The organism is Sphaerisporangium perillae (assembly GCF_023276435.1).
In the GTDB taxonomy this organism is placed as follows: Bacteria; Actinomycetota; Actinomycetes; order Streptosporangiales; family Streptosporangiaceae; genus Sphaerisporangium; species Sphaerisporangium perillae.
The window spans coordinates 1-25,202 of record NZ_JALLPO010000053.1; the positions used below are offsets into that span (position 1 = coordinate 1).

At 71.2% G+C, this 25,202-nt stretch carries 22 protein-coding genes; 6 read left to right on the plus strand and 16 right to left on the minus strand.

Going from position 1 to position 25,202, the window contains the following annotated elements; translation table 11 throughout:
- The 5 genes from MYF83_RS44605 to MYF83_RS36530 all read right to left on the minus strand — a co-directional run.
- Nucleotides 1-126, minus strand: a 126-nt coding sequence (locus MYF83_RS44605) for a cation transporter (RefSeq protein WP_279340030.1), incomplete at its 3' end; no start/stop codon positions are given.
- Nucleotides 127-155: 29 nt separating this feature from the next.
- On the minus strand, nt 156-1,148 hold the full coding sequence (locus tag MYF83_RS36515; protein WP_248965375.1) for a DUF8832 domain-containing protein: 993 nt from the start codon (nt 1,146-1,148) through the stop codon (nt 156-158).
- Nucleotides 1,148-1,357 carry a heavy-metal-associated domain-containing protein gene (locus MYF83_RS36520; protein WP_248965376.1) on the minus strand — a complete coding sequence of 70 codons (210 nt, stop codon included), beginning with the start codon at nt 1,355-1,357 and terminating at the stop codon, nt 1,148-1,150. Before MYF83_RS36520 ends, MYF83_RS36515 begins: the two co-directional genes overlap by 1 nt.
- Nucleotides 1,358-1,657: 300 nt before the next feature.
- Nucleotides 1,658-3,043: an FAD-binding oxidoreductase gene (locus MYF83_RS36525; protein WP_248965377.1), complete on the minus strand. Its 1,386-nt coding sequence runs from the start codon at nt 3,041-3,043 to the stop codon at nt 1,658-1,660.
- A 79-nt stretch (nt 3,044-3,122) separates the two neighbouring features.
- A complete protein-coding gene (locus tag MYF83_RS36530; protein WP_248965378.1) occupies nt 3,123-4,670 on the minus strand; it encodes a class I SAM-dependent methyltransferase in 1,548 nt (515 codons plus the stop codon).
- Between the two features lie 426 nt (nt 4,671-5,096).
- On the opposite strand from MYF83_RS36530, the gene MYF83_RS36535 reads away from it, so the two are divergent.
- Nucleotides 5,097-5,927, plus strand: a complete 831-nt coding sequence (locus MYF83_RS36535; RefSeq protein WP_248965379.1) for a methyltransferase domain-containing protein — start codon at nt 5,097-5,099, stop codon at nt 5,925-5,927.
- 232 nt (nt 5,928-6,159) lie between these two features.
- On the opposite strand, the gene MYF83_RS36540 is transcribed toward MYF83_RS36535, so the two are convergent.
- Nucleotides 6,160-7,413, minus strand: coding sequence for an acyl-CoA dehydrogenase family protein (locus MYF83_RS36540; protein WP_248965380.1), 1,254 nt, complete (start codon nt 7,411-7,413; stop codon nt 6,160-6,162).
- A 269-nt stretch (nt 7,414-7,682) separates the two neighbouring features.
- Here MYF83_RS36540 and MYF83_RS36545 point away from each other — a divergent pair, with 269 nt between their 5' ends.
- The 3 genes from MYF83_RS36545 to MYF83_RS36555 all read left to right on the plus strand — a co-directional run bounded on the left by MYF83_RS36545 (nt 7,683) and on the right by MYF83_RS36555 (nt 10,024).
- Complete coding sequence (locus MYF83_RS36545; RefSeq protein ID WP_248965381.1) at nt 7,683-8,918, plus strand: acyltransferase family protein; 1,236 nt, start codon at nt 7,683-7,685, stop codon at nt 8,916-8,918.
- Nucleotides 8,919-9,173: 255 nt separating this feature from the next.
- Entirely contained in the window at nt 9,174-9,497 is a 324-nt protein-coding gene (locus MYF83_RS36550) for an ArsR/SmtB family transcription factor (protein ID WP_248965382.1), read from the plus strand.
- Nucleotides 9,497-10,024, plus strand: a complete 528-nt coding sequence (locus MYF83_RS36555) for an SRPBCC family protein (protein ID WP_248965383.1) — start codon at nt 9,497-9,499, stop codon at nt 10,022-10,024. The genes MYF83_RS36550 and MYF83_RS36555 overlap by 1 nt, the downstream gene beginning before the upstream one ends.
- On the opposite strand, the gene MYF83_RS36560 is transcribed toward MYF83_RS36555, so the two are convergent.
- The 7 genes from MYF83_RS36560 to MYF83_RS36590 form a co-directional block, all read right to left on the minus strand.
- Nucleotides 9,964-10,515 carry a thioesterase II family protein gene (locus tag MYF83_RS36560; RefSeq protein WP_248965384.1) on the minus strand — a complete coding sequence of 184 codons (552 nt, stop codon included), beginning with the start codon at nt 10,513-10,515 and terminating at the stop codon, nt 9,964-9,966. The genes MYF83_RS36555 and MYF83_RS36560 overlap by 61 nt on opposite strands.
- A gap of 89 nt (nt 10,516-10,604) precedes the next feature.
- Nucleotides 10,605-11,981, minus strand: a complete 1,377-nt coding sequence (locus MYF83_RS36565; RefSeq protein ID WP_248965385.1) for a condensation domain-containing protein — start codon at nt 11,979-11,981, stop codon at nt 10,605-10,607.
- Nucleotide 11,982: 1 nt separating this feature from the next.
- Nucleotides 11,983-12,132: a hypothetical protein gene (locus MYF83_RS36570; RefSeq protein WP_248965386.1), complete on the minus strand. Its 150-nt coding sequence runs from the start codon at nt 12,130-12,132 to the stop codon at nt 11,983-11,985.
- A 129-nt stretch (nt 12,133-12,261) separates the two neighbouring features.
- Nucleotides 12,262-13,143 carry an LLM class F420-dependent oxidoreductase gene (locus tag MYF83_RS36575; RefSeq protein WP_248965387.1) on the minus strand — a complete coding sequence of 294 codons (882 nt, stop codon included), beginning with the start codon at nt 13,141-13,143 and terminating at the stop codon, nt 12,262-12,264.
- Nucleotides 13,144-13,215: 72 nt separating this feature from the next.
- Complete coding sequence (locus tag MYF83_RS36580) at nt 13,216-13,761, minus strand: dihydrofolate reductase family protein (RefSeq protein ID WP_248965388.1); 546 nt, start codon at nt 13,759-13,761, stop codon at nt 13,216-13,218.
- Nucleotides 13,762-13,780: 19 nt separating this feature from the next.
- Nucleotides 13,781-15,028 carry a cytochrome P450 family protein gene (locus MYF83_RS36585; RefSeq protein WP_248965389.1) on the minus strand — a complete coding sequence of 416 codons (1,248 nt, stop codon included), beginning with the start codon at nt 15,026-15,028 and terminating at the stop codon, nt 13,781-13,783.
- A gap of 149 nt (nt 15,029-15,177) precedes the next feature.
- Nucleotides 15,178-16,761, minus strand: a complete 1,584-nt coding sequence (locus MYF83_RS36590) for an FAD-binding oxidoreductase (protein ID WP_248965390.1) — start codon at nt 16,759-16,761, stop codon at nt 15,178-15,180.
- Nucleotides 16,762-17,056: 295 nt separating this feature from the next.
- Between MYF83_RS36590 and MYF83_RS36595 the strand changes: the two genes are divergently transcribed.
- A complete protein-coding gene (locus MYF83_RS36595; protein WP_248965391.1) occupies nt 17,057-18,403 on the plus strand; it encodes an extracellular solute-binding protein in 1,347 nt (448 codons plus the stop codon).
- A 169-nt stretch (nt 18,404-18,572) separates the two neighbouring features.
- Here MYF83_RS36595 and MYF83_RS36600 read toward each other — a convergent pair whose 3' ends face one another.
- Together MYF83_RS36600 and MYF83_RS36605 are read right to left on the minus strand one after the other, a co-directional pair.
- A complete protein-coding gene (locus tag MYF83_RS36600) occupies nt 18,573-19,310 on the minus strand; it encodes a DUF2306 domain-containing protein (RefSeq protein WP_248965392.1) in 738 nt (245 codons plus the stop codon).
- Between the two features lie 84 nt (nt 19,311-19,394).
- On the minus strand, nt 19,395-20,471 hold the full coding sequence (locus tag MYF83_RS36605; RefSeq protein WP_248965393.1) for a DUF2855 family protein: 1,077 nt from the start codon (nt 20,469-20,471) through the stop codon (nt 19,395-19,397).
- Nucleotides 20,472-20,784: 313 nt separating this feature from the next.
- Between MYF83_RS36605 and MYF83_RS36610 the strand changes: the two genes are divergently transcribed.
- The gene (locus tag MYF83_RS36610; RefSeq protein ID WP_248965394.1) at nt 20,785-21,996 is read left to right on the plus strand and encodes an acyltransferase family protein; all 1,212 of its coding nucleotides are present in this window, start codon (nt 20,785-20,787) and stop codon (nt 21,994-21,996) included.
- Nucleotides 21,997-22,149: 153 nt separating this feature from the next.
- Here MYF83_RS36610 and MYF83_RS36615 read toward each other — a convergent pair whose 3' ends face one another.
- Nucleotides 22,150-25,008, minus strand: coding sequence for an MGH1-like glycoside hydrolase domain-containing protein (locus MYF83_RS36615; RefSeq protein WP_248965395.1), 2,859 nt, complete (start codon nt 25,006-25,008; stop codon nt 22,150-22,152).
- Nucleotides 25,009-25,202 lie beyond the last annotated feature (194 nt).

Here is a 25,202-nt window from a genome sequence, read left to right on the forward strand (position 1 = left end):
CACGCCGTCGAGCTTGTTGAGCTTGCGCTCGATGCGGTTGGCGCACGACGCGCAGGTCATGCCGCCGATCGAGAGCTCGACCGAGCCGCCGGCGCCCGGCGGTTTCTGTTCGGTGACCGAAGACATGTCTCTCCTTTCCCGGCTCTCGCCCGGCATCAGTGCCCGTGCCCGTCCGGTTCGCCGGACGGAGCGTGCACGTCCGGCCCGCTCGACCGGCCGGGACCGGCCGACGGCACCGGATCGCCGGTCGGCGTCGCCCCGGTCCCGCCCCGGGCGGTGAAGGCCGCCGTGTGGACGGTCCCGGCGTGCTGGAAGTCCAGGAACAGCCGGTAGTCCCCTCCGCTGGGGACCTCGGCGTAGAAGGTGATCTCGGGTCCGGCCGGTGTGCCGCCGTCCCCCGGCTTCCCCGCCGGGTGCACGTGCAGGTAGGCGAGGTCGCCACTCCGCAGCGCCACCAGGTGGCCGTACGCCCCGAGATAGGGCTGCAGGTCGGTGACCGGTCTGCCGTCCTTGCTCACCCTCAGGGTGAGCCTGCTCGACCTGCCCGGCTCCAGGTCACCGTCGAGGGTGACAGTGTATCCGTCGGCGGTCGTGGTGCGGGCGGCCGCGGGCAGCGGCTCGGGCTCGTAGTCGCCCGCGGCGTACAGGTCCGCGCCGAGGGTCAGGCCGGCCGCCCCCTCGGGAGTGAAGTCGGCGAACATCCGGTAGGCGCCAGGGCGCGGCAGCGTCAGCGGCACCGACCACACCCCGCCCGCCTCCTGCTCCGGATGCAGGTGCCGAAACCCGCCGAGATCGCGGGGCACCACGATGAAGTGCAGCTTCTTGTCGTGCTCGACCTGGTAGCGGGTCACCGGCCGGCCGTCGGGACCGGTCACGGTGAACCGGAACGGCGTGACCCGGCCCGGCTCGACGCGCGTGGTCAGCGGGTTCAGGGTGTACCCGTCCTGGGACACCTGCAGCCCCCCGGGAACCGCCGCCGGCTGCCCGGCGCCCCCCGTTCCGGCCTGGCCGGCCGTCGCGGCATGCGCGGGATGCGCCGCCGCGACCGGCGTCCCGACCGCGCCCACCGCCTTTCCCGCCCCGAAGGCGCCACCGAAGATCACGGTGAGCCCCAGGGTGTAGGCGGCGAGCTTCGCGGGGGTGTTCATCACCCGCTCACCACTTCGTAGCCGGCCTCCTGGACGGCGGCGGTGAGCGCGGCGTCGTCGACGGGGCCCTCGCTCTGGACCGTTACCAGCCCCGTGGGAAGGTCCACCTCGACACCCGTGACACCCGGAACCTCGCCGACCTCTTCCTTCACCGAGCTGACGCAGTGGCCGCAGGTCATGCCCTTGACGGTGTACGTGGTGCTGCTCAACGTGATCACTCCTGTCGTCTCGACGCGGGGTCCGGCGCCCCTCTGGCTCAACACCATACCCCTGTACCGTATTTCGGCGCACAGTCAGAGGCCCGTCCGCGAGGGCGGACGCTGGGATTTCGGGGGCTTGCCGGCTACGAGAGGACATCGAAGATCCATCGGACCGGCGAGCCTCGTATCGAACATACCGGAGCCGCCGGAAGCCGGGACCGGGAAGCCCCTGGTCGGGGCCCTGATCAGGACCGGGAAGGCCCCGTCTCCAGAACCCCGTCTCGAAGACGCCGCCTCGAAGACGCCGCCTCAGATGAGGGCGGTGGTGTTCCGCATGGTGTCATGGCGGAACACCCCTGTGGGGTCGACCCGGGCGCGGACGCGGTCGGCGGCGGTCACCTGGTCGTCGCTCAGGTGGCCCTGCGGCTGGTCGGCGCTCTCCACGAAAGTGGGGGCGGTGCGGCCGGTGTCCCAGGGGGCGAGCGCGGCGCGTACCACCGCGCAGTGGGCGAAGATCGCCTCCTTGGTCAGCGCGCCGCCGGGAACCCCCGCGCCCGAGTAGGCGTACCGGGCGCCGAGGTGGTCCAGCGCGCCTCCGGACGGGTGCGGCACGGAGTACGCGCCGCCGAGCTGACGCAGGCCCGCGGTGATCAGCGGGGATCCGGACCCCGGACCGATCACCCGGAGCAGCTCCTCGGCGCCGTCGTCACCGATCTCGCCGAGCAGCAGATGGTCACCGGCGATCGCGACGGGGTCGGGAGGATCCATGTGCGCCTGGAGCACCCCGGCGGGCTCGGTGAGCTCCCAGGTGTCGAGCACCGGGTCCGCCACCGCCCGGAGCGGCCCGAGCAGGTCCTCGGCCTGCCGCCGGGCGAGGGGCACGTCCTGGCCGGACTCGACGAGCACGACGCCGTCCACGCACAGCACCGGGCCGGCTGCCAGCACGGGCGGGACCTCGGGCAGCGGGGGCAGGTTCATCACCCGCGCCGACGTGGCCACCTCCCAGGGCGCGTCCTCGGTCCACCGGCGCCAGGCGCGCAGGAGCGCGGAGGCATGGACGGCCGGCCAGAACGCCGCGCCGGTGATCACTTTCGCCAGGGGGAACAGGTCGATCTCGACGGTGGTCACGACGCCGAACCCGCCGCCGCCACCGCGCAGCGCCCAGAACAGCTCCGGGTCGGAGGCGGCGTCCACCCTGCGCCGCTCCCCGTCGGCGGTGACCAGCTCGACCGCGCGGACGCTGTTGACGGCGAGCCCGACCTTGCGGCTGTAGAAGCTCATGCCGCCGCGCAGCAGGTAGCCGACAACGCCGACGTCCGGCGAGGAGCCGTGCGGCGGGGTGAGCCCGTGGGCGGCGGCCGCCTCGACGACCGCGCCCCAGCGCGTGCCCGCCGGGACCCGGGCCAGGCGGCGCGAGGCGTCGATCTCGACGGCGCCCGCCATCCGCGTCCGGATCAGCAGGGCGCCCCGCATGGGGCGGGCCGTGGCCGACGCGTGCCCTGTGGTGTGCACGCGCACCGGCATCCGTTCCGCGGCGGCGAAGCGCAGCGCGGCCCGGATCTCCTCGACGGTGCGCACGGTGACCGCGGCCCGGGGCTCCGCGGGGGCGATCAGGTTGAACACCCCGGTCGCGGCCTCGTACGCGGCCTCACCCAGCAGCGCGATGCCCGTGTCCCGCTCGCTGACCGTGGTCATGGGCGACCCGCCTCCAGCTCGGTCGTGAGCGCGCACCGCGGCGCGCCCGTCGGATACGTGTGCCGTGGCGACCGTCCCGTCAGTTCCGCACGGCCGTGACGAAGGCGAACGTGCCCGCGCCCGAGGAGTCGGCGATCGCCATGCCGGCGTCGGCCAGCCACCTCGTCAGCTCGTCCATCTCGAAGAGCAGCATGCCCTCGGGGCGGCTGGGGAAGTAGTGCGACTCCTGGAAGTGCCGGGCGATCGGGTCCTCGTCGAACAGGAAGGTCATCATCGTGAACGTGCCGCCCGGCCGCAGGACCCGGCCCACCTCGGCGATGGCGGCCGCCGCGTCGTCGGGGAACGCCTGCAGCGCGTTCCAGCAGTTCACCGCGCCGAAGCTGGCGTCCTCGAAGGGGATGTTGAGCGCGCTGCCCCGCACCGCCGGCACCTTCGGGAGTTTGCCGCGCAGCACGGTGAGCATCGGCAGGCCCATGTCGACGGCGACCAGCCGCTCCTGGCCGACGGCCTTGGCGACGACGGTGGTCCACCGGCCGGCGCCGGCCGCGAGGTCCAGCACGGGGCCGTCCACCGGGCGGATCTGGCGGGCGATGTAGCCGTCCTCGTCCGCCGGCGTCACCGCGCCGCCCCAGTTGGCGCCCGCGATGTTAAGGAAGGCCGGCCGCAGCACCTTCTCGTAGTACACGCCCAGGCTGGGTATCTCGGCGAGCTTGGCCAGCAGGTTGGCGGTCGCCTCGTGCGGCAGGTCGGCCGTGGACTCGCTGATGCCATCGGACAGGTCCAGGATGCCGTGGGCGATCGGGTAGCGGACCGAGCAGGCGGGGCAGCGGACGGTCTCCCCGAATTCCAGCGAACCGGAGCAGGCCGTGCAGCGCAGGGCGTCCGCGTACTGCGCGAAGGTCTCGATGCCGAGCTCGCCGGCGGGCCCGGGAGCCGCGCCGGACGGGATTGCGGGGGGAATGGTCACCGGCATCCCGTACCGGACGGCCCAGTAGGCCAAGGCGCCCGAGTAGCCGAACAGCGTACGGGTGTCGTTCTCCCAGTTCGTGGTGATCTGCGCGGGGCTGAGGCCGCGGATGTTCTGCCGGTCGAACTCCCGCTCCTCCTCGGTGAGGTCCCACACCGACGGGGCGGGCCACACCCGGCCGACATCCGGGTCGTCCAGGTCCAGCCGGGCGAGGCCGCGCTCCAGCCGCGTCCGCTCCGCGGGGTCCAGGTCGATGGCCCCCGCGGCGGCGAGGATCCGGTCCCGGTCACCCGGGAAGTGCGACAGCAGGTACAGCAGGGCGAGCGTCAGCGGCTGCGTCTTGTCCCCGCGGCCCAGCAGCTCGAGGTACCGGTCCAGTCCCTGCCGCACCGCGGTGTTCAGCGGGCCGCCGGTGACGGGGTACTCGACCTCGGCGAGCAGGCCGAGGAGGACGACCAGGTGGCCCTTGCGGTCGTCGCCGACCTGGTCCAGCGCGGTCACGAGTGCGGGTGTCGCCGCCAGAGCCTGCTCGGTCGCCTGGCCGCCGTTCCACAGCGCCGCGGCCAGCCGCTGGTACTCGGCGTCCAGACGGCCGGGCGTCGCGTCCGTGAACTCGGTCAGCAGTTCGGCGACAGCCGGTCCCGTGGTGGAAACACTCATGTGCGCGTCCTTTCACGAAAGGGAGAATGGGCGCCCGCACGGCTGGAATCGCCGGCGTACGCCGGCCGCGCCCAATGTGCACTGTTCCGATGCGCACCGCCGGATGGCCGCTTTCACGGCCCGGCTCGTTCCGTGCCCGTCCGGCGAGAAATCCGTCCACGAAATCTTCGCACCGGCCGCCGCCCGGAGTCTTCTCCGAGCGTGCTTACCAGCAGCCCGCGCGAGCTGCCGTGATACCGCCGGCAGGCAGCAACCGGGGAGATGCGGGAATGCGGCGGCGCGGCCACCATGAGGCTGGGGAAAGAAACGATTCCGTCGTCTTTAAATCTCGGCCGCCGGATCTCGGCGACACAGCGCCGAGCCGACGGCCGGCCCGCCGTTCTCCGTTTCCGCCACCGGCCGACCATCGTCTGGAGTGAGGGATAGATGACCAGGGAATTGATCGACCCGGCCGATATCGGCACCCATTACGACGAGCGCTCCCCGATCGGCGACGAGCTCCGAAACGGCCAGCTGCACATGTGGTACTGGTACGACAACGAGGACGACGCCCCGTTGAAGGACGCCGTGCACCGCATCAGCCGCAAGGTGGCCGACACACTCGGCCTGCGTCCCGGTGAGCGGGTCCTGGACGCCGGATGCGGGCCGGGCGAGACGGCGGTGTTCCTCGCCAAGAACTACGGCGCCCGGGTCACCGGCATCACCGTCAGCTCCTTCGAGATCGACAAGGCGACCGAGCGCGCCCTGTCCAGCGGCGTGACCGACCGGGTGAGCTTCGAGTACGGCGACTACACCGACCTGGCCTTCCCCGACGGCTCCTTCGACGCCGTCCTGGCGCTGGAGTCGCTGCAGAACGCCCCCGACCTGGAGCAGGTGTTCAAGGAGCTGTTCAGGGTGCTGCGTCCCGGCGGCCGCATCTCCTTCTCCGACTTCAGCCTAGAGTCGGCGGCCGAACCCGCGCGGGTGAAGAGGTTCATGAGCACGCTGAAGCTGCGGGAGCTGCCCACACTGGCCGAGTGGATCGCACGCGCGGAGCGGGCCGGTTTCGAGGTCGAGGAGTACACCCAGTGCGGCCCGAGGGTGTTCGGCAAGAAGAGCAAGTACATCAAGGCCGCGATGGACCACAGGGACACGATCGCCGCGAAGTTCGGCGAGGAGGCCCTGGCGGAGTTCTCCCGCAGGCACCTGGGTTTCTTCGCGCCGAGGAAGGACCAGATCGGGTACGTGATCGTGTCCGCCCGCAAGCCGAACCGCTGACCGGCCCCCGTCCGGCCCCCGCACCACCGCACCCCGGGCGCGGTGGTGCGGCTTTGTCGTCGCCGTCGCGCGCAGAGCGGCCTTAGAGCAGAGCGGCCTGAGATCGGCCGTGCGGCCTGAGATCGGCCGTCAAAAGAGCGGGGGCCGGCGAACCGGCCCGGGAAACGCTCTGCCGGCCATGTCCAGCGTCGTCGGTGGACATGGCCGGCAGGGATCGGGGCGCCGTCGCCGGTCAGGCGTGCGCGGCGTCGCCGACGCCGAAGCGGGCCTTGGCGAGCTCGCGCTTGGCGATCGTGGAGAGGAAGACGGCGAATCCGGCGTGGCTGTGGAACATGGACATGTCACGCCACACCCGCTCGATGCGCTGGCCCTGGCGGACCGCGCTGGAGCCCGCGGTGGGGAACAGGTAGTTCTCCACCGCGTGCCAGCAGAGGTCGACCACCTGGTGGCAGATCGCGGCGACCCGCATCTCCTGCTCCTTGGTGACCGCCGCCGGGCCGCGCGCGCAGGTCTCGGTCCACTGCCGGACGGCGTGCAGGACGGCCGCCTCGCCGGTGGCGATCATCCCGGCGGCCTGGCCGTACCAGAACTGGTAGTCGGGGTCCTCGGCGCGGGGCACGTTCGGCGGGAACATCGTGATGCGGGTGCGCATCAGCTCCTCGTAGGCGTCGAGGGCGCCGAGCGCCATGCCCACGGCGAGGATGGCGTCCTCGATGACCATGAAGCTGAGCTGGCCGCCGCCGTACTCCGGGTTGCCGTGCAGCGTGCGCCCGGGGGTGCCCTTGGAGACGTCGACCTGGCTGACGTGGGTGTCCAGGGTGAAGTGGCCGGGCACGAGCCCGTTCTCCATGGTGATGCTGTGCGATCCGCTGCCCTTGAGGCCGAGTTGCCCGCCCCAGTCGGAAAGGCGCCGCCACTGGCTGCGCGGGGCGACGAAGAGCATGGGCGCGGGCGGGCGCCCCTCGCCGGGGGACACGAGGGTGTGGCCGATGAAGTGCGTCGCGTACGGCGAGCCCGAGCAGTAGTTCCAGGTGCCGTCGAGCAGCCAGTCGCCTTCGGCGGTGCGCTCGGCGGTGCCGCTCGGCGCGACCGTCGCGGGGCAGATGAAGTCGCCGCCGGCGAAGATCTCGGCCTGTGCCCGCTCGTCGAACAGCGAGGCGACGACCAGGGCGTGCGCGTGCCCCAGGCAGTACATCCAGCCGGTCGACGGGCAGCCCCGCGTGAGCGCCATCGTCACCCGCATGAAGGTGTCGATGCCGAACTCGTAGCCGCCGTAGCGCCGCGGGACGAGGATCCGGTAGAAGCCTGCCCGGAGGAACTCCTCGTGGGTGTCCTGCGCGTAGAAGGTGCGCTCCTCGGTCTCGGCCTGGCGCGCGACCAGCGTCGCCGCGATGGCCTCGGCCCTCGCGACGATCTCCGCCGGCGTGAGCGCGGGTTCGGGCGGGAGGACGACTCCGTACTCGGAAACATTCGTGGCTACTGCCATTGCCGCGCAGCCCTCCATTTCGAATGGTCAGCGGAGAATCGGGCCATGTAGCCAGCGTCACGGCTGCCCGCCGAGCGGGCATCTCCTGGAATGCGGAATGCCGACGCCAGGCCGCCAACACCGCATTTTGGAAAATGCGCGCGCGACCGCCGGGATGCAATGGTCAAGTCCTGCCGATCGATGAACGGTGGCTCCCCGAGCACGCATATGGCACGCCGGACCGCCCCTTGATCGAGCCTGAGCCGGCCAGAACTGAGAAGGTGCGTCAAATGGTGGAGTTATCGCAGACCGTCGGTTCCCGTCCCCCAACCCTGCCGTCCCGGCTGCCGTCGCTGACCGGAATGCGGTTCATCTCCGCGGCGATGGTCTTCCTGACCCACGCGATCGGCGCGAGCCTGTTCGCCTCCGCGGCGTTCACGGGCGTGTACATCTCGGTCGTCGTCCAGGGCGGCTGGGCTGCGGTCTCCTACTTCTTCATCCTGAGCGGCTTCGTGCTGACCTACGCCGCGCGGTCCTCCGACACCGCGGCGACGTTCCTGCGGCGCCGGTTCCTGAAGATCTACCCGAACTACATCATCACGCTCGCCGCCGCGCTCGTCCTGGTGAGCTGGGTGGGCAAACAGGCCATCGACGGCGGGACGGCGCTCCTGCACGCTCTGCTGCTGCAGTCGTACGTGCCCGTCCTGGACGTCAGGACGGCCTTCAACGCGCCGGCGTGGTCGCTGTCCTGCGAGGCGCTGTTCTACCTGCTCTTCCCGCTGATGGCCCGCTACATCGGCCGCATCAGGCCGGAGCGGCTGTGGGGGTATGCGAGCCTGACCGTGCTGGTCATCTTCGCCATGCCGTTCGTGGCCAAGCTGCTGCCGGCCCAGCCGCCGATCCCCGGCTTCGGCATGACCGAGCTGGAGATGTGGTTCGTCATGCAGTTCCCGCCGGTGCGGATGCTGGAGTTCGTCTTCGGCATGATCCTGGCCAGGATCGTCATGACCGGCAGGCGGCTCCCCGTGGGGCTCGGCGGCGCGCTGGCGATCGGCATCGCCCTGTACGCCATCGCGCCGATGCTCCCGGTCAGCTTCGACGTCGTGGCCGTCTCGGTCATCCCGCTCGGCCTGATCATCGCCGCGGGCGCGGCCAATGACGCCGAGCGGCGGACGAGCCGGCTCGGCGGCCGCGTCATGGTGTGGCTCGGCGAGGTGTCCTACGCCTTCTACATGTGGCACTTCCTGGTCCTGATCTACGTCCCCCAGTGGTTCGGGTCCATGAAGGGCTGGAGCACTCCTGCCGGGTTCGCGATGCTGGCGGTGCTGTTCGGCATCACGCTGGTGCTGTCGTGGCTGCTGTACTCGCTGGTGGAACGCCCGATCATGCGGCGCTTCGCGTCCTCGGGCCGCGGCAGGGGCCCTGGGGTTCCGCTGCCGATGCCGCCCGCCTCCGCTTCGGACCTGCCCGAGCGGCTCCCGGCCGGCGACCCGGGCGCCCCGCCGGCCCGGTCCACCACCGCCTAGCTGTATTGACCACCAGCGTTGCTGACACTTGAGCTTGATCGATAGGAAGACCTCCGGTGTGGTGGAGCTGTCTGGGCTCCACACCACGCACGGAGGTCTTCGTGTCCCACCGTAACTCCGGCCCGCCCGCATCGGCCCCATCCTCGGTCTGGCCCCCCTCGCCGGCCGCGCCCACGCCTGAGCGCACGGCCGCCTGTCTCCCCCTTATATGCCTTGACACGTATATACAAATGGTGGCATATTCCCAGGGTGACGATGGAGACGGTATGGTCGGCGCTGGTCGACCCGCACAGGCGGGCGCTGCTCGACCTCCTGCGGGAAGGCCCCCGCGCGGTCGGTGAACTGGCCGGCGAGCTGGGGCTCAGCCAGCCCATGACGTCCAAGCACCTGCGGGTGCTGCGCGAGGCCGACCTCGTACGGGTCCGCACGCAGGCGCAGCGCCGCATCTACACCATCGCCCCCGACCGCATGGCCGAGCTGGACGCGTGGCTGGCGCCCTACCGGCGGCTGTGGAACGACCGGCTCGACGCGCTCGGGCGTCACCTCGACGACGACGACGACGATCGCAAGGAGACCTGATGGACCACGGAACCTACATCGAACACGAAGGCCGCCCGGCCCTGCGCTTCGAACGCACCTACCGGCGGCCGGTGTCGCGGCTGTGGGAGGCGATCACCGATCCCGGCGAGCTGTCGCACTGGTTCCCGTCGAAGGTGTCGATGCAGCCACGCGCCGGCGGCACCATCGAGTTCTCCGGCGACCCCAATCTGGGGGCGACGATGACGGGCACGATCCTGGTGTACGACCCGCCCCGCCGCCTGGCCTACACCTGGGGAACCGACGAGCTGCACTTCGAGCTGCGGCCCGACGGGGACGACGGATGCACGCTCACGTTCATCAACGTGCTGGAGGCGCGGGACACCGCGGCGCGCAGCGCGGCGGGGTGGACGGTCTGCCTCGCCGAACTCGGCAAGCACCTCTCCGGCCTGGTCGCCGAAGGCCCGCACAGTGACGGCGCCGAGTCCTGGAAGTCGCACTACGACGCCTACCTCGCCGAGGGCATGCCCTCCGGAGCCCCGATCCCGGGGATGGACTCCACGGACTGACCCGACGGCCGCCCGCGGCACACCGAAGTTCCCGGCGCGGAACTCATCGGGTGGTGGTGCCGGCGATCTCGGCGGCGACGGCTTGGCGGTTGCCCTCGTCGAGGGTGCGCGCTCAGGACGAGCCTGCCGCATGCCCCGGGCTCGGCCAGCGCCATCGCGACCGCGACGGCCACGCCCATGCTGTGGCCGAAGAACACGGTCGGGCAGGACGGCAGCGCTGCCAGCTCCCCGAGGATCCCGGTCACCACCGCTCCCGGGTCGGACGGGGTGTTCTCGTAGCTCTCGCCGAAGCGGCGTTCCCTGCCGGGCAGGGTGACGCCCAGCACGTCGTAGGCCTCGGGCAGGCATGCCAGCAGCGGCATCAGGGCGTTCGGTCCCGCTCCGGCGTGCGGGAACACGACGATGCGGCCCTCCGGCTCCGCACGTGCCGGTCGCATCTCCGCCGTCCAGGTCCCGGACCTGGCCCGGGTCGCCTGCGCTCGTACCGTCATCGCGCCTCCCACCACTCGCTCACGGTCATCGGCCGTCCCCGCCTTGCCGTGCCCCCGAAGCGGTGCTCCCGGCGGTCGTGCCGCTCATCTCATGTGACCTCGGTGCCGGCGCCGGACAGCAGGTGGGCCACCCGCCGCGGGATGTCGGCCTCCACCAGCAGCTCGCGGAGCTGGGGGCCGCACCACCAGTCCAGGCGCAGGCGCCCGTCCTGGACGGCGGCGTTCACCGACAGCACGTACGGCCGGGTGCTGGGCAGGACGGTGAAGTCGACCTCTTCGCGGGAGGCGAGCGCCATCGGCGCGCCGGCGGGGAGCAGCCCGGCGAGGTCGCCGAAGTGGTCGTACCTGATCCGGGCGGCCGGCACGCCCGGCGCGGCGAGGCCGGAGGGCCCTTCGGCGGAGACGATCGTCCGCTCCACGGCCGTGAGCGGGCCGACCGCGCGCGGGCCGGCGTCCTGCTCGCCGCGGGTGGTGTGGTCGAGCACGTCCACCGTGAGGAACTCCCCGCCCAGCCACTCGGTGAGCACGGCGGCGATGGCCGAAAGCACCTTCCCCGCGGCGGGCGCCGCCGTACCGGCCAGGTCGCCGCCGACGACGCGGGTGCGGGTGGGGGTCTCGGCGGCGTCCCCGGAGCAGCCGGGCAGAATGCAGTCGCCCGGGCGCGGCGTCGCCACGGCGGACGCCGAGACGCCGGGGCCGCAAGGGACACCTGAGCCCTCGGCGGCACCGGCGGACGCGGGGACGGTCGCCGGCGTGACCGATGACGCGCCGGCGCGGGCCAGGAAGGACGCCGCGGGGGTGAGCTCCACGGGCGTTCCGGCCTGCGCCTGCGTCCACGCCGAGCACAGGTCTTCCAGGATCAGCCGCCACGACGGGGTGTCGGCGACCAACTCGTGGATGACGAGCAGCAGCCAGGCCGGGCGCGGCCCGCGGTCGATGAGAGCCAGTTGCAGCACCGGCCCGTCGGTGAGGTTCAGCCGGGCGCGCATCCGGTCGACGGCGGCCCGCAGAAGGCCGGGTTCGGCGGCCGGGTCGAACGTGGAGAGGTCCAGGCCGATGACGGGCAGCGCCGTGCCGACGCCCGCGTCCCGCTGGCGCGGCTCGCCGTCGCGGCCGGCCAGGCGCGTCCGGAGCGCGTCGTGGTGCAGCAGCAGCCGCAGCGTGACCTTCCTGACCCTGGCCAGGTCGGGCCGGCCGGGCGGTTCCAGTAGCAGGGCGCGCGCCCGCCGCTCGGGGGCGTCGGTGTGGCGGTCGAGGTAGGCGCGCTGGACCGGCGTGAGCGGGACCGTCGGATCGCCGGTGCGCGCCGGCCTCGGGGCGGTGTCGGGCTCCTCGCCGATGTCGGTGCCGAACCTGGTCGGCCTCGGCGGCGCGAGCGCGTCCCGCAGGACGGCGCCGGCGGCGCGCGGGATCTCCTCGACGGCCACCCACTGCTCGGGGACCAGTTCCCGGTCCGGTCCGGCCATGTCAGCTCCCGCTCTCGCGCGCGAGCACGTCCACGGTGCCCTCCACGCCGATGTCGGTCAGTGAGACGCCCTGCGGGCACTCGACGGCCACCTGGTCGGGGAACCGCTCGATCGCACGCCCGACGAGCGATTGGATCGCTTCGAAGGCCATCTGCTTCCTTCCTCCGCTCGTGGGAGAGCAGGTCGTTGATCCACTCGAGGTTCCGCCTGAGCGGCGAGGGGGCCGCCCGGCGCGCGACCCCGCCGGTCCGGCCACCGCACTGCAGGCGCAGGACCGGTGCTAGGCGTCGGCGACGGCGGGGACGACCTTCTTGCCGATGATCTCCACCTGGCGGACCGGCTCGGGGCCGGAGACGATGCCGATCGCGGTGTCCACGCCGAGGCCGGCCAGCCTGCGCAGCTCCTCGGCCAGCTCGCCGGCCTTGGCGCCGTCGTCGCCGACGTCGAACGGGAAGATGACCGTCTTCTCGATCGCGTCGTAGTCGCGTCCCTCCGTCTCGCAGTGCCCCCGCAGCACCTCCAGCTTCGCCGGCAGGTCGGGGCCCGGGTACAGGTTGCAGGCGTCCGCGTACCGGGCGACCAGGCGCAGCGTCTTCTGCTCCCCGCCGCCGCCGATGAGGATCGGCGGGTGCGGGCGGGCGATGCTCTGCGGCAGGTTCAGCGGGCGCTCCAGCCGGTAGTGCGCGCCCTCGTACGGCCGCTCGTCGCCGCGCTCACCGTCCCACATGCGGTGGCAGATCTGGATCGTCTCCTCCAGCATCGCGAACCGGTCGGCGAGGGACGGGTACGGGATGCCGAGGCCGCGCGCCTCGTCCTCGTACCAGCCGACGCCGAGGCCGAGCATCGCGCGCCCGCCGGACAGGACGTCCAGGGACGTCACCGTCTTGACCAGCATGCCCGGGTGGCGGAAGTGCACCCCGGCCACGATCGGCGCGAGCCGGCAGCGCCGGGTGTGCGCGGCGAGCAGGGTGAGTGTGGTGAAGCATTCCAGCATGGGCGCCTCGGGGCCGCCCGCGTGCGGGCCCTGCCACACGTGGTCGCCCACGCCGAGGAGCGAGAAGCCGGCGTCGTCGGCGGACTGCGCGATCTCTACCAGCGTGTCCGCCACCCGGGCCGGTCCGCCCTTCCAGGCGAAGTCCCCGATTACCAAGCCAACCTTCACGCCGGCCTCCATAGGTTCTGTGTCAACGGTTCTCACGGGAGTGGTGCGGGCCGGCCGACGGCCCGGGGTGGCTCACGCCGGCCGGTATCGCAGGATGCAGACCCCGGTGTCGAACACCCGGGTGTCCACCAGCTTCAGGTCGATGCGGTCCTTGAAGTTCTCGAAGAGCTGTTTGCCGTCGCCGAGGACGACGGGATGGACCCACAGCCGGTACTCGTCGATCAGGCCGAGCCGCATGAGGTCGCGTGCGAACTCGGCGCTGCCGTAGATCAGCATGTCCTTGCCGGGCAGCCGTCTGAGCTCGGCGATCTCCTCGGCGACGTCGCCCGCGGCGATCCGCGTGTTGTGCCACGCGGCGCTCTTGAGGGTCCGCGAGAAGACGACCTTGTCGATGCCGTTCATCTTGTCGGCGACCTCGCCGGTCTCCGTGGGCCACGCCTGCGCGAAGAGCTCGTAGGTCCTGCGTCCCAGCAGCAGGGCGTCGACCTCGCCGAGCTGCTCCCCGACGTGGCGCTCCATCTCGTCGTCGAAGGCGTCGATGTTCCAGTCCTGCTGACCGGTCGAGTTCTCGATGTAGCCGTCGACGCTCACGAACATCGACAGGATCACTTCGCGCATGCGTCCTCCGCCCGGTCGGTCAGTGGGCCTCGGCCGGCACCCGCGCGTGCAGGCGGACCGGCAGACTGCGGTGGCCGTTCATGATGAACGTGGGCAGCGGCTGGAGCTCCTCGGCGGGGACGGCGAGGCTGATGTCGGGGAAGCGCTCGAACAGCGTGGACAGGCCGATGCCGCCCACCAGGCGGGCGATGCCGGCGCCGAGGCAGTAGTGCGGGCCGTAGCCGAAGGAGATGTGCTCCTTGTCGGAGCGGGTGATGTCGAACTCGCAGGAGCTCTCCCCGTGCAGCTTCGGGTCGCGGCCGGCCGCGGTGTAGTTGACCAGGATGGGGTCGCCTTTGCGGATCAGCACGCCGTCCAGGTCGACATCGTCGGCGGCGAAGCGCAGCGGCAGGCTGGCCAGCGGCGCCTGCACGCGCAGCACCTCCTCCAGCACGTTGTCCCAGGCCAACCGGCCGGAGGTGACGAGCTCCAGCTGGTCGGGGTGGGTCAGCAACTGGGTGACCGCGTTGCTGAGGAAGTTGATCGTGGTCTCCGACCCGGCGCCGAGGATGGCGAAGATGGTGTCGGTGAGCTCGCCCTCGCTCAGCTTGGAGCCGTCCTCGTCGTCGCGGGCGGCGATCAGGTCGCTGGTGATGTCCTCGCCGGGATTGGCCCGCTTGGAGGCGATGAAGTCGGCCATCGCGTCGCGCCAGCCCATGAGGATGGAGTGGGCCTTCTCGGGGCTGACGGTGGTGTCCACCATCATCTCGATGACGACCGCGGTCTTGGCCAGGGCGGTCTCGTCCATGCCGATCAGCTCGGCGACCAGCCGGGCGGGCAGCGGGTAGGCGAACCGCTCGCGCAGGTCGACCACCTCGCCCGGCTCGGTGCCGGCCAGGGCGTCGAGGATCTCGTTGGTCAGCTCCACGATGCGCGGGCGGACGGCCTCGATGCGGCGCGGAGTGAACGCCTTGCCGACCAGGCGGCGCAGCCGCTTGTGGTCGGTGCCCCAGGAGGTGGAGATGTTGTCCATCGCGACCCAGCTGATGAGCTCCCAGTCCGGCCGGATCTCGCCGTTGGTGAACGCGGGCCAGTGGGCACGGGCGCTCTTGGTGACGCGCGTGTCGGTCAGCACCCGCCGCAGGACGGCGTAGTCGGTGATCGCCCACGCCGTGACGCCGCCGGGCAGCTCGATCAGGGCCGCCGGGCCGAGCGAACGCAGGTGCTCGGCCTCGGCGTGGATGTCCTTGCCGGTGATGTCCAGGGCGACGGGGCAGCGATTCTCCATGAGTGACTCCAAGATCTTGTCGGTCGAGCTGATCAGGGTGCGCGGGCACCCACGAGCGGGACGGGCGGGCGATCCGGCCGCCGGAGACGAACGGCCGGCCCGCCGCGTCCTTTCGGAAATCGCGAAGCCCCGGCGCGAGAAAGGGAGGGCTATTCGGGGAGCCTGATGGACAGCGCGTGGCGGAAGACGTTCCGCGGGTCGTAGCGCTTCTTGACCTGCTGGAGGCGGGGGTAGTTGTCCTTGTAGTACAGGGTGTGCCAGGGGACGCCGGAGGTGTTCAGCTCCGGGTCGGCCAGGTCGGCGTCGGGGTAGTTGATGTACGCGCCGTCGCTGAGCTCGTCCGGTCCCGGGACGCCGCCGCTGTGGGCGTAGATGTCGCGGAACAGGTCCCTGATCAGGCCCACGTTCTGCTCGTCTTCGGCCTCGCTCGCCCAGGCGCCGAGGTAGGCGGCCTTGAGGATGGAGTCACGCTGCGCGGTGGCCGTGGCGTCGGGGGCGACGGTGTTGACCTGGCCGCCGTAGCCGACGAGCAGCACCTGGGCCGGGTTGTACACCTCGCCGGTGAAGTGCTTGTAGACGGCCGCGATCTGCGCGTCGCTGTAGCCCTTGCGCAGGTACGCCGCCTTGATCTTGAACCGGCGGACCCCCGGGTTGCCGGGGTCGCCGTAGCCGGGGTAGGACGCCGCGTACAGCCAGGGCTGGACCTCCTGGAACCGCATCGCCGGCTCCACGCCGACCCCGGCCGCGACCTCGTCGAGGAAGGCGGTCATCAGGGCCTCGGCGCCGGGCAGCCCGTCGTCGATGAGCGCGCCGACCATCAGCCCCGGCTGCGTCGAATTGTGCGTGCCGTGGAAGTACGGGAAGAGGTCGGCCTGCGGCGTGCCGGCGGTGCTGTTGTTCTCGCACCAGGTGCCGAAGTTGCGCAGCAGCGTGGTGAAGGCCTCCTCGGTCATCCCCTCCCACGACCAGATGGCGAGGCCGCTGCGGGTGGCGGCCGGCGCCTTGGGCAGCAGCTCGGCCGGGTTGGAGGAGACCGCGTCCGGGCTGCGCATCCAGTAGCGCGTCACCACGCCGAAGTTGCCCCCGCCGCCGCCGGTGTGCGCCCACCACAGGTCGCGGTGCGGGTCGCCGGGCTCGCGGGTGGCCACGACGGCGCGCGCCCGCCCGTCCTCGCCGACGACCACGACCTCCACGGCGTACAGGTAGTCGACGACCGCGCCGAGGCTGCGCGACAGCGGGCCGAAGCCGCCGCCGGCGAAGTGCCCGCCCACGCCCACCTCGGGGCACATGCCGGCGGGGACGGTCACGCCCCATCCCTTGAACAGCACGCGGAAGACGTGACCCAGGGTCGCGCCGGCCTCGATGGCGAAGGCTCGGCGGCCGCTGTCGTAGTAGACGGCGGTCATCTCCGAGATGTCCAGCAGGACCTTCACCTCGGCGTTGGCGACGAAGTTCTCCAGGCCGTGGCCGCCGCTGCGCACGGCGATGCGCTTCCCGGCCGCCACCGCCTCGTCGACCGCGGCCACGACGTGCTCGGTCCTGGTCACCACGCGCACGTAGTCGGGGCTGCCGACGAACCGGTGGTTGGTGCCGCGCAGCATGCTGTCGTAGCGCGGGTCGTCACGGGTGATGGTCGACGGCCCGAACTCGGGGATGTACCGCTCATCGGCCGGGCCGGAGGGAACGGCGGCGACGGCTCCGTTGGGATGGCCGTGGCTCTGTACATCGGTCATGTTCGTTCCTCCACTGGCGGCCGGGCGGCGTCCACGCCACCGCCGCGCCGGTCATGGTCGGCTCGGCTCCTCCCAAGCGTGCCGTCGCGGAGAATCCGGCTGCATCTTTGGATGTGCTCTTTCGCGGGAGAACACCGCAACGGCGGAGATGCGCAGAGGTGGGCGGTCTCGCAGCATGGGCATCGGGAAACCGATGTCTCCACCTCTCGCCGGCCTGGTCGCCACGCGTGAAGCGACCGGGCCGCTCAGGCTGCGCGGGCTTACCCGCCGTGATTCCCGACGAAAGGATGAGCACGTGAGTGAGGCGGACCGCTCCGGAAGAATCGTCATCGACGCCCGGTTCTCCGGTTACACGTTTCCGAACTTCCTCGACCCGATCAAGCAGCGGGCCCGGGAGTTCGAGCAGGCGTACCCGCGCTACCGGATCGACGTGAGCAGCTCCTACTTCCAGGACCTGGCGCGGGACGTCGCGGACGCGACACAGCAGGGCCGCCCGCCGACCATCGCCTCGTACTACAGCGGCGCCACCCAGCTCGCCCGCGACACCCTCACCCGGGACGGGAAGCCGCTGTTCACCTCGGTCGAGAAGGCGATCGGCGGCCGCACGGAGATCCTCGGCCAGCCAGTCGTCCTCGACGACGTCGTCGCCGCGGGCCGCCACTTCTACACCATCGACGGGTCCTTCTCGGCCATTCCGATGACCCTGTCCACGATGCACATGTACACCAACACCACGCTGCTCCGCGCCGCCGGGGTGACCGAGGTGCCGCGCACCTTCCAGGAGATCGAGGAGGCGTGCGCGGCGGTCGCCCGGCTGGAGAACGGGCCGTCCCACGCCATCAGCTGGGCCAACGACGGCAAGTTCTTCCAGCAGGCCCTCGCCCATCAGGGCGGCCTGCTCACCGACAACGACAACGGCCGCACCGGCCGGGCCACGACCGTCGACCTCACTTCCCCCGAGATGACGGCCTACGTCATGTGGTGGTACCGCCTGCACAGGGACGGCCACTACCTGCACACCGGAAAGCTGGAGGACTGGGCCGGCTCCTCGCGGGCCTTCGCCGACCAGCAGGTCGTCTTCCGGTTCAGCTCCTCGTTCGAGGCGCCGTACATGGTCAAGGCGGGCAGGGAGCGGGGCTTCGAGGTCGCGGTGACCCCGACGCCCTACAACGCGGACTTCCCCTTCGCCGGCAACTGGATCGGCGGCGACGGCATCTGGCTGCGCGACGGCCTGGACGAGGAGACCAGCGACGGCGCGCTCGCCTTCATGCAGTACCTCAACAACCCGCGCAACGCCGCCGAGTGGCACAAGGTGTACGGCTCGGCGCCGGTCACCAACGCCGCCGCCGAGCTGCTGGAGCGGGAGGGCTGGTACGACGAGCACCCCTATCACCGGGTGGCCACCGACCAGCTGAACATGACGACCGGCGTCCCCGGCGCGCAGGCGGCGATGCTCGGCCACTTCGCCCAGATCCAGCACGCCATGATGTACGCCCTGGAGGACATCATGGCGCTCGGCGCCGACCCGGTCGAGCGCTTCGGCGAGGCGGCCGAGGAGGCGGAGAGGCTGCTCGGCGACTACGGCGCCCACTGCCTGGCGACCGGCCCGCGCCCCGCCCACTGCATGCTCATCGACAGCTGACCCGGCTCGCGGCGCGAACGGCCGGCGGTCCCGCACGGGCCCGCCGGCCGTTCGCCGTGCCGGGGTTCGTCAGATCGTCCCGCGGCCGGGCATGCGGAAGCCGGGCGGCCGTCGGGGTCTCCCCCGCCCGCCGCCCGGCTCGGTCGCTCCTACGGGACGGTTCCGGCGCTCAGGCGCGCACCCGCTCGGCACGCCGGCCGGGCAGGCCGACGTCCCGGCCCTCGGTGTGGTACAGCCACCACTGCACCAGGATCAGGTTGAAGATCCAGCCGGTCCAGCGGGCGGCCTCCAGCATGTAGGTGAACCCGACCTCGAACGGCATCCGCATCAGCACGTTGACGATCAGCACGCCCCAGATGTTGTTCATGATGATGGCGAAGCTGTACAGCATGAAGCGGCGGTGCAGGTCATACCGGCGCTTACGGGCGTACACGACCGCCGTCACGGTGAACACGATCCAGAGCGTGGTGGCCGCGCTGACGCCGATCTGCCCGACCGCCGGGGCGAACCGCACGAGGATCAGGCCGATGATCCCGCCGACCACGGCCCCGAGCACGTAGACCCTGCCGCTGGCCCGGTGGATCGCCGGGTGCCGCTTGCGCAGCCACGGCCACACCTGGAAGCAGGCGGCCACGATGGCCAGCGTGCCGGCCACCATGTGCACCACGAGCAGCGGGTAGTACGCCGGGAACCCGTCGTGCGGGGGCACCGGCGCCTTGCTCTCCGGGACGTACGGCGAGACCTGGTAGACCAGGTAGATCGCGACGATCGCCATCAGTGGGATGATCCACGGCCGGCGCCACCACGATTTGGGCGTGCGGGAAGTGACGGCCGGTGCCTGCGGGCGGCCGGCCGGAGGGTCGGCCAACCCCGTGGGGACGCCGGCCTTGTCCGTATCCAGTGTCACGGTTGATTTCCTCCTGCTGACGAGGCCCGGCATCGAGCCGCTGCGGTTCTCCCCCGATGTGGCCCCCCTGGTGCCGGATGGCCCTCAGGGACGAAGGACGTAGCTCACGTCCGGGGGCTGCTTTCCGGCGAGCACGTCACCGAAGACGTCGACGATGGCCTCGGGCCCCTGCGCGTGCTCGATGGTCAGCCACGACGTCGTGCTCGCAAGGAACCGGCGCTCGGACCTGGCGTACCGGGCGTAGTAGTTCTCCGGGCCCTCCTCCTCCGCGACCTGCCACTCGACCGCGGGGGTGAAGAACACCTCCGCAGCGGGACCGCGAAGGCCGGGCGGCGGCGGCACCTGCGCCCCGGGATGGGTGAAGCCGATCAGCGTGGTGTTGACCAGCTTGTCCGCGAAACGCTCGGCGACCGCGAGCCGCCAGGTGGCCTCGCCGGTGAGGTCGACGAAGACGGCCGGCTCGGTGACCGGCGCCGACGCCAGATCCTCGTACGAGACGACCGTGTCGTACAGGCCGAGACCGCCCACGAACGCGGCGTTGCGCTCGGAGGTGATCCCGATGGCCGACAGGCCGAGGCCGCGTGCGGCCGCCTCCTCGACCAGCCCGATCGCCACCTTGCTGGAGGCACTGGTGATCAGGACCGACCGCGCGCCCAGCCCGGCCTGCCGCGCCAGCATGTCGGCGAGGTTGTAGGCCGCCGGATAGACGGGGTGGATGAGGGCGCGGCGGTCGTCCAGCGCGTCGGGCTCCTCGGCACGCTCGAAGTGCCAGTACCACGGGTGCAGGAAGTGACGCTGCGGCGTGGTGTCGGCGAACCCACGTGGCGTGACCTGCGGCGCCACGACATGGTGGGTGGACATCGGCAGGTAGCCGAAGTAGCGCGTGCCCACGCCGATCTCCGGATGGCGCGACTCCTCCACCCTCGCATACCCCCAGACGGGCACGCGGCCGTATCCGTCGGGTCCCGGGAAAGCGTTCCAGAACGGGATATCGGAATCGCCGAAGCGCGCGTAGGTGGCGTTGTTGGCCGTGAGGCCGAATTTCTCCACCGCGAGCCGCACCTCGCCCGGCTGCAGGCGAGGAGAGGACGCGCCCCGGATCTCGCTCACGGTCAGATCGTCGCGTTGGAAGACCAGATCCCATCTGTCCGGCTGAGACATCGTCAACTCCTTCGTCGTCGCGCGGGTGAGTGACGTCGACTCACACCGCCACATCGTTCTCCCGCGCCTTCGCGCGCCGCATCTCCTGGATTGCGCGGCATTGGAGCGCGCGGGGGGAAACAGGCAACTCCGCAATACGGAATATGTGGGCCGGACCGCGGGACGCCACGCTTGTCGTACCGGCTCGTCCATGGTGGCCGCCCGACCGCCGTACGGAGCCATCGCCTGATCGAGTCTCAGTGAGCCCGAACATCGAAAGGCACGTCACATGGTGGATTCGTCATCCGCACAAGTCGAGGCTCGTCCCGCCGTCGTGCGATCACAGCTCCCGTCGCTGACGGGAATGCGGTTCCTGGCCGCGATATGCGTCTTCTCCTTCCACGCCCTGTGCACGACGGTGTTCGCCGAGAAGACGTGGCAGATGATGCCCGTCCCCGGCACCGTCGCCTCGTATTTCTGGGAGGGCAACTGGGCCAGCGTCAGCTTCTTCTTCCTGCTGAGCGGCTTCGTCCTGACGTGGTCCATGCGCCCCGGTGACAGCACTTCGAAGTTCTGGCGGCGCCGCATCTTCAAGATCTGGCCCAACCACCTGCTCACCTTCGTCGCGGCGGCGCTGCTGTTCGGCGGGGTGTTCAAAATGGCGTTCAACGGCTGGAACGCCCTGCTCAACGTGACCCTGCTGCACTCGTTCTTCCCGCAGCTGGAGATCTGGACGTCCTACAACTCGGTCTCCTGGTCGCTGTCCAACGAGGCGCTCTTCTACCTCCTGTTCCCGTTCCTGATCCGCTACATCGGGCGCATCCGGCCCGAGCGGCTCTGGGCCTGGGCGGGCGTCGTGGTCGCGGCCATCTTCCTGGTCCCGCTCGTCGCCACCCTGCTGCCCGGCGCCGGCGGGCCATACCAGCCGTGGACGCAGTCGGCGCACCTGGAGTTCTGGTTCACCTCGAAGTTCCCGCCCGTGCGGCTGCTGGAGTTCGTCCTCGGCATCATCGCCGCCCGGATCGTCATCACGGGCCGGAAGGTGCCGCTCGGCCTCGGCGGCTCGGTCGCGCTGGCGGTCTTCGCCTACGTCGTGGCCCCGCACCTGCCGCTCACCTACCCGCAGGCGGCGGCCACGGTGGTCCCGCTGACCCTCATCATCGCCAACGCGGCCATCGCCGACGTCAACAACAAGCCGAGCTGGACGGGCAGCCGGGTCATGGTGTGGCTCGGCGAGGTGTCCTTCGCCTTCTACATGTGCCACCTGCTCATCCTGGTCTTCGGCAGCCAGTTGCTGACCGGCGGCAAGAGCTACGGCACTCCGGCGGCCATCGGCATCATCGCGGTGCTCTTCCTCGCCTCACTGGCGGTGGCCGCCGCGATGTTCCACCTCGTCGAGAACCCCATCATGCGCCGCTTCGCCTCCTCCCGCCGCCGCACCTCGCACTCCCCGGCCCCCGTCCCAGCCGAATCCGGGACCTCCGCCCCCGCGCTCGCCGGAGCGGCGACGACGTCCGCGGCTCCGGAGAACTCCGCTACCCACTAGCCCTCGGCTCCCCAAGGCCGTCGCCGCGCGCTCGACCGCGGCGACGGCCTTCCGAGATTCTGGTACCCGGCCACCGCCGAACCCAGGGAACCATCCGCGGAGCGCGCGGTGCCGGCAGGAGAAGGCGAGCCGGGTGGCCGGCTCGCCTTCTGGTCATGTGGGTGGGTAGAGGGCGCAGGTGGGGACGGGCTGTTCGGGCTGGGCGGGGGGTTGCCAGGTGAGGTGCAGGTTGGCGCCGCCGAAGTGCTCGAAGTACTCGATCTTGATGTCGTACTTCCTGCCGGCCTCCAGCGTGACGGGGGCGCCGGTCTGCTTGTTGTCCCAGTCGTCCACCCAGTGATCGATGATCGGTTTCCCGTCGACCCAGAGCCGGAAGCCGTTGTCGCCGATCATCGAGAACGTGTGGGCGCCGCCGGTCCTGGGTTCGATGGCGCCGGTCCAGCGCACGGTGACGTCGTCCTCCCGCCCGGTGCGGGCGGCGAGCACCGGGTTGAGGTCGGACATGTCGATCTGCGGGTCGACCACGCTGGCCTTGAGCTCGCCGAAGTCGAAGCTCCCGGGGGCCGAGGCGAGGTGGTAGTCGCCGCGCAGTCCGTGCCGTACGGCGGGGTCGTCGATGACCCGCAGCGGCGCCCGCGTCCGGGTGAGCCGGCCCTCGCAGCGGGCCTCCGCCGCCAGCACGGCCTCGGTGCAGGGCGTCGCGTCGCCGGGGGCGGTCAGGGACCACTTGGTCTCCAGCCGGCCGGACGGCGGCAGCCGGCGCGCCGTCGCACTGGTGAGCGGCCCGGCGGTCCACCCTTCGGGCAGGACCAGCCGCACCTCGACGTCGCGGGCGAGGCGGCCGTGGTTGACCAGGGTGGTCGTCACCGTCGCCGGCTTTCCGGGCACGGCCTCGCCCGGGCTCGCCTCCAGCGCCATGGCGTCGCTCGACCGGCTCCATGATTGGAGCTCGGCGACGCCCACCGACTCGCCCCGGAACAGCAGCCGCACGCGGCTGGTCGTGATCTCCGGGAAGGTGATCCGGTTGAGGCCGTTGCCGACCGGTTTCGCCGGCGACCGAACCTGATCGGGGACGTCCTGCCAAGCGGTGCCCGTCCAGTACTGCAGCCGGTAGTCGGTGGCGGTGCGGACGCCTCCACCGTCGTCGTAGCCGTACCATCGGACGTCCCGGACCGGCGTGGGCCCGCCGAAGTCGACGCCGTAGAAGTCCTCCTCGTTCGGCGACCGGTAGTTCGTCCACCGGGTGTTCTGCGGCACCTCGTCGAACCAGACCTTGCCGTCCAGCCCGCGCCACGCGTCGTCGTACGGCGAGGTGTAGGAGGCGATCGGCTTGGGGAACCCCGTGCGCAGCGGGTTGGCGGCCTCGTTGACCAGCCGGTCGGCGGGTGCGGTCCGCGCCGCGCCGACCGGGACGGTCAGCGGGCCCGGCGTGCGCGAGGCGCGTGCCAGTGTGCCATCGACGTACACGCGCAGGCCCGCGCCCTGGCCGTACCGCGAGCCGTCACGGTCCCACAGCACCGTCACGTCGTGACCGTGGTAGGGGACGTTCTCCACCGCGAAGTAGGGCCAGTCCGCCGGGACGAGCGGGCTGAGCCGCAGGGTGGCGCCGGCCTGCCCGCGCAGGCCGAGCAGGCCCGACAGCACGAGGTCGGTGTAGGTGGAATGCAGGTAGTCCTCGCTGTGGGCGTGCCCGTCGTAGATCCAGCGGTTCTCGTCCGGGTGATGCGCCTCCGCCACGTACGGCTTGCCGTCCCGGTACTGGGTGAGCGCGTAGGTGCGCAGCAGGTCGTAGTAGTCGCCGGCGTCGACGTAGGGCTGGGCGGGGTAGTCGTCGAGCAGGTTCGCCAGCCCGGTGAGGATCTGCGCTGTGGAGTACGGCCAGCTCGGCCCGTCCCAGTGGCAGCAGCCTTGGAGCGCGTCGTGCATGAACCAGGGGCTGCGCCGCTCGGCGGTGGCCGGCCCGTACGGCGCGGCGAACCCCTGCGGGTCGAGCAGCTGTTCCCAGGCCTTGGACTGGGCGGCGTCGGGCAGGCCGAACTGCCATGGGACGAACCCGACGTCCTCCCGGGTGTCCAGCTTGCGCAGGTCGGGGTTGTCCTCGGCGATGATGTCGGAGAAGAAGGACCGGTCGGCGTCCCAGAGCTTGTCGATGGTGGTGCGCTTGACGGCCTTCGCCCGTCCCGCGAAGTCCGCGGCCGTGGCGGTGTCGCCGGTCATCGCGGCGATGCGGCTGATCGCCATGGCGTCGCCGTACTGGTAGGCGTTGATCGAGGGGCGGAAGGTCCGCACTCCGGCGAAGGCGTCGCCGCTCTGGTAGGAGGCCGGGGACAGCTCCTTGGCGTCCCACACGGGCAGCTGCCAGTACAGGCCCGTCTTCGCGTCGTACTGGCCCTTCCAGTTGTCGTACTGCCGGACCAGCGCGGGCAGCAGCCGCTTGGCGAAGGCCCAGTCGCCCGTGACGAGCGCCCTGGCGTAGACCGCGTCGGCGGCCCAGAAGCTGTACTCGTGCGCCCAGTCCGGCGCGTGCGCGTTGACGTTCTGCCCGCCCTGTCCCGGTCCGGTGAGCCAGAAGCGCAGATAGTCGTCGAGGTAGGTGCCGTCGCGGACCCAGCGGCCCTCGTAGACGTGGTGGCCGGCCGCGGCGTTGATGGCCTGGTAGGGGGCGGCGTACCCGCAGCAGTCGAGGAACTCGGTGAGGACCCACCCGTTCCGCGGGTCGGTGTAGCGCAGGTGCTCCTTCCAGACCCGCCAGCGGTAGTAGTAGACGTCCTGGATCTGCCGGTCGGGCAGATCGACGAAGGGGATGTTGGCCTCGAACCAGTCGGGGTCGGAGAAACCTCGCAGGTAGGAGCCCTTGTCGAGGAAGGCCGTCCCGCCACCCCGCGCCTTCGCCGGCGACGATCTTTCTCCCTCCGACGTGGCGCCCGCGGGCGGCATGAGTGCCGACGAGGTCAGGACGGCCAGAACGGCCAGAACGGCGACCACGATGGTCCGGGGCGTGGACGGGCGCATGGCATGCCTTTCGCGGACAACCGATCAGATTCGGCCAAGTTCAATCGTGCCTTGACACTAATAAGCACGGTTTCGCCGCATCGGTCAACCATTCGATCGGTTTCGTTCGCATTCGGTCGCGCCTGCCCCTCGCCGGTCCGCGAAGACCGCATCGCCGCGGCGACCTCTCGGGGTCGCCGCGGCGATGGGCGTTG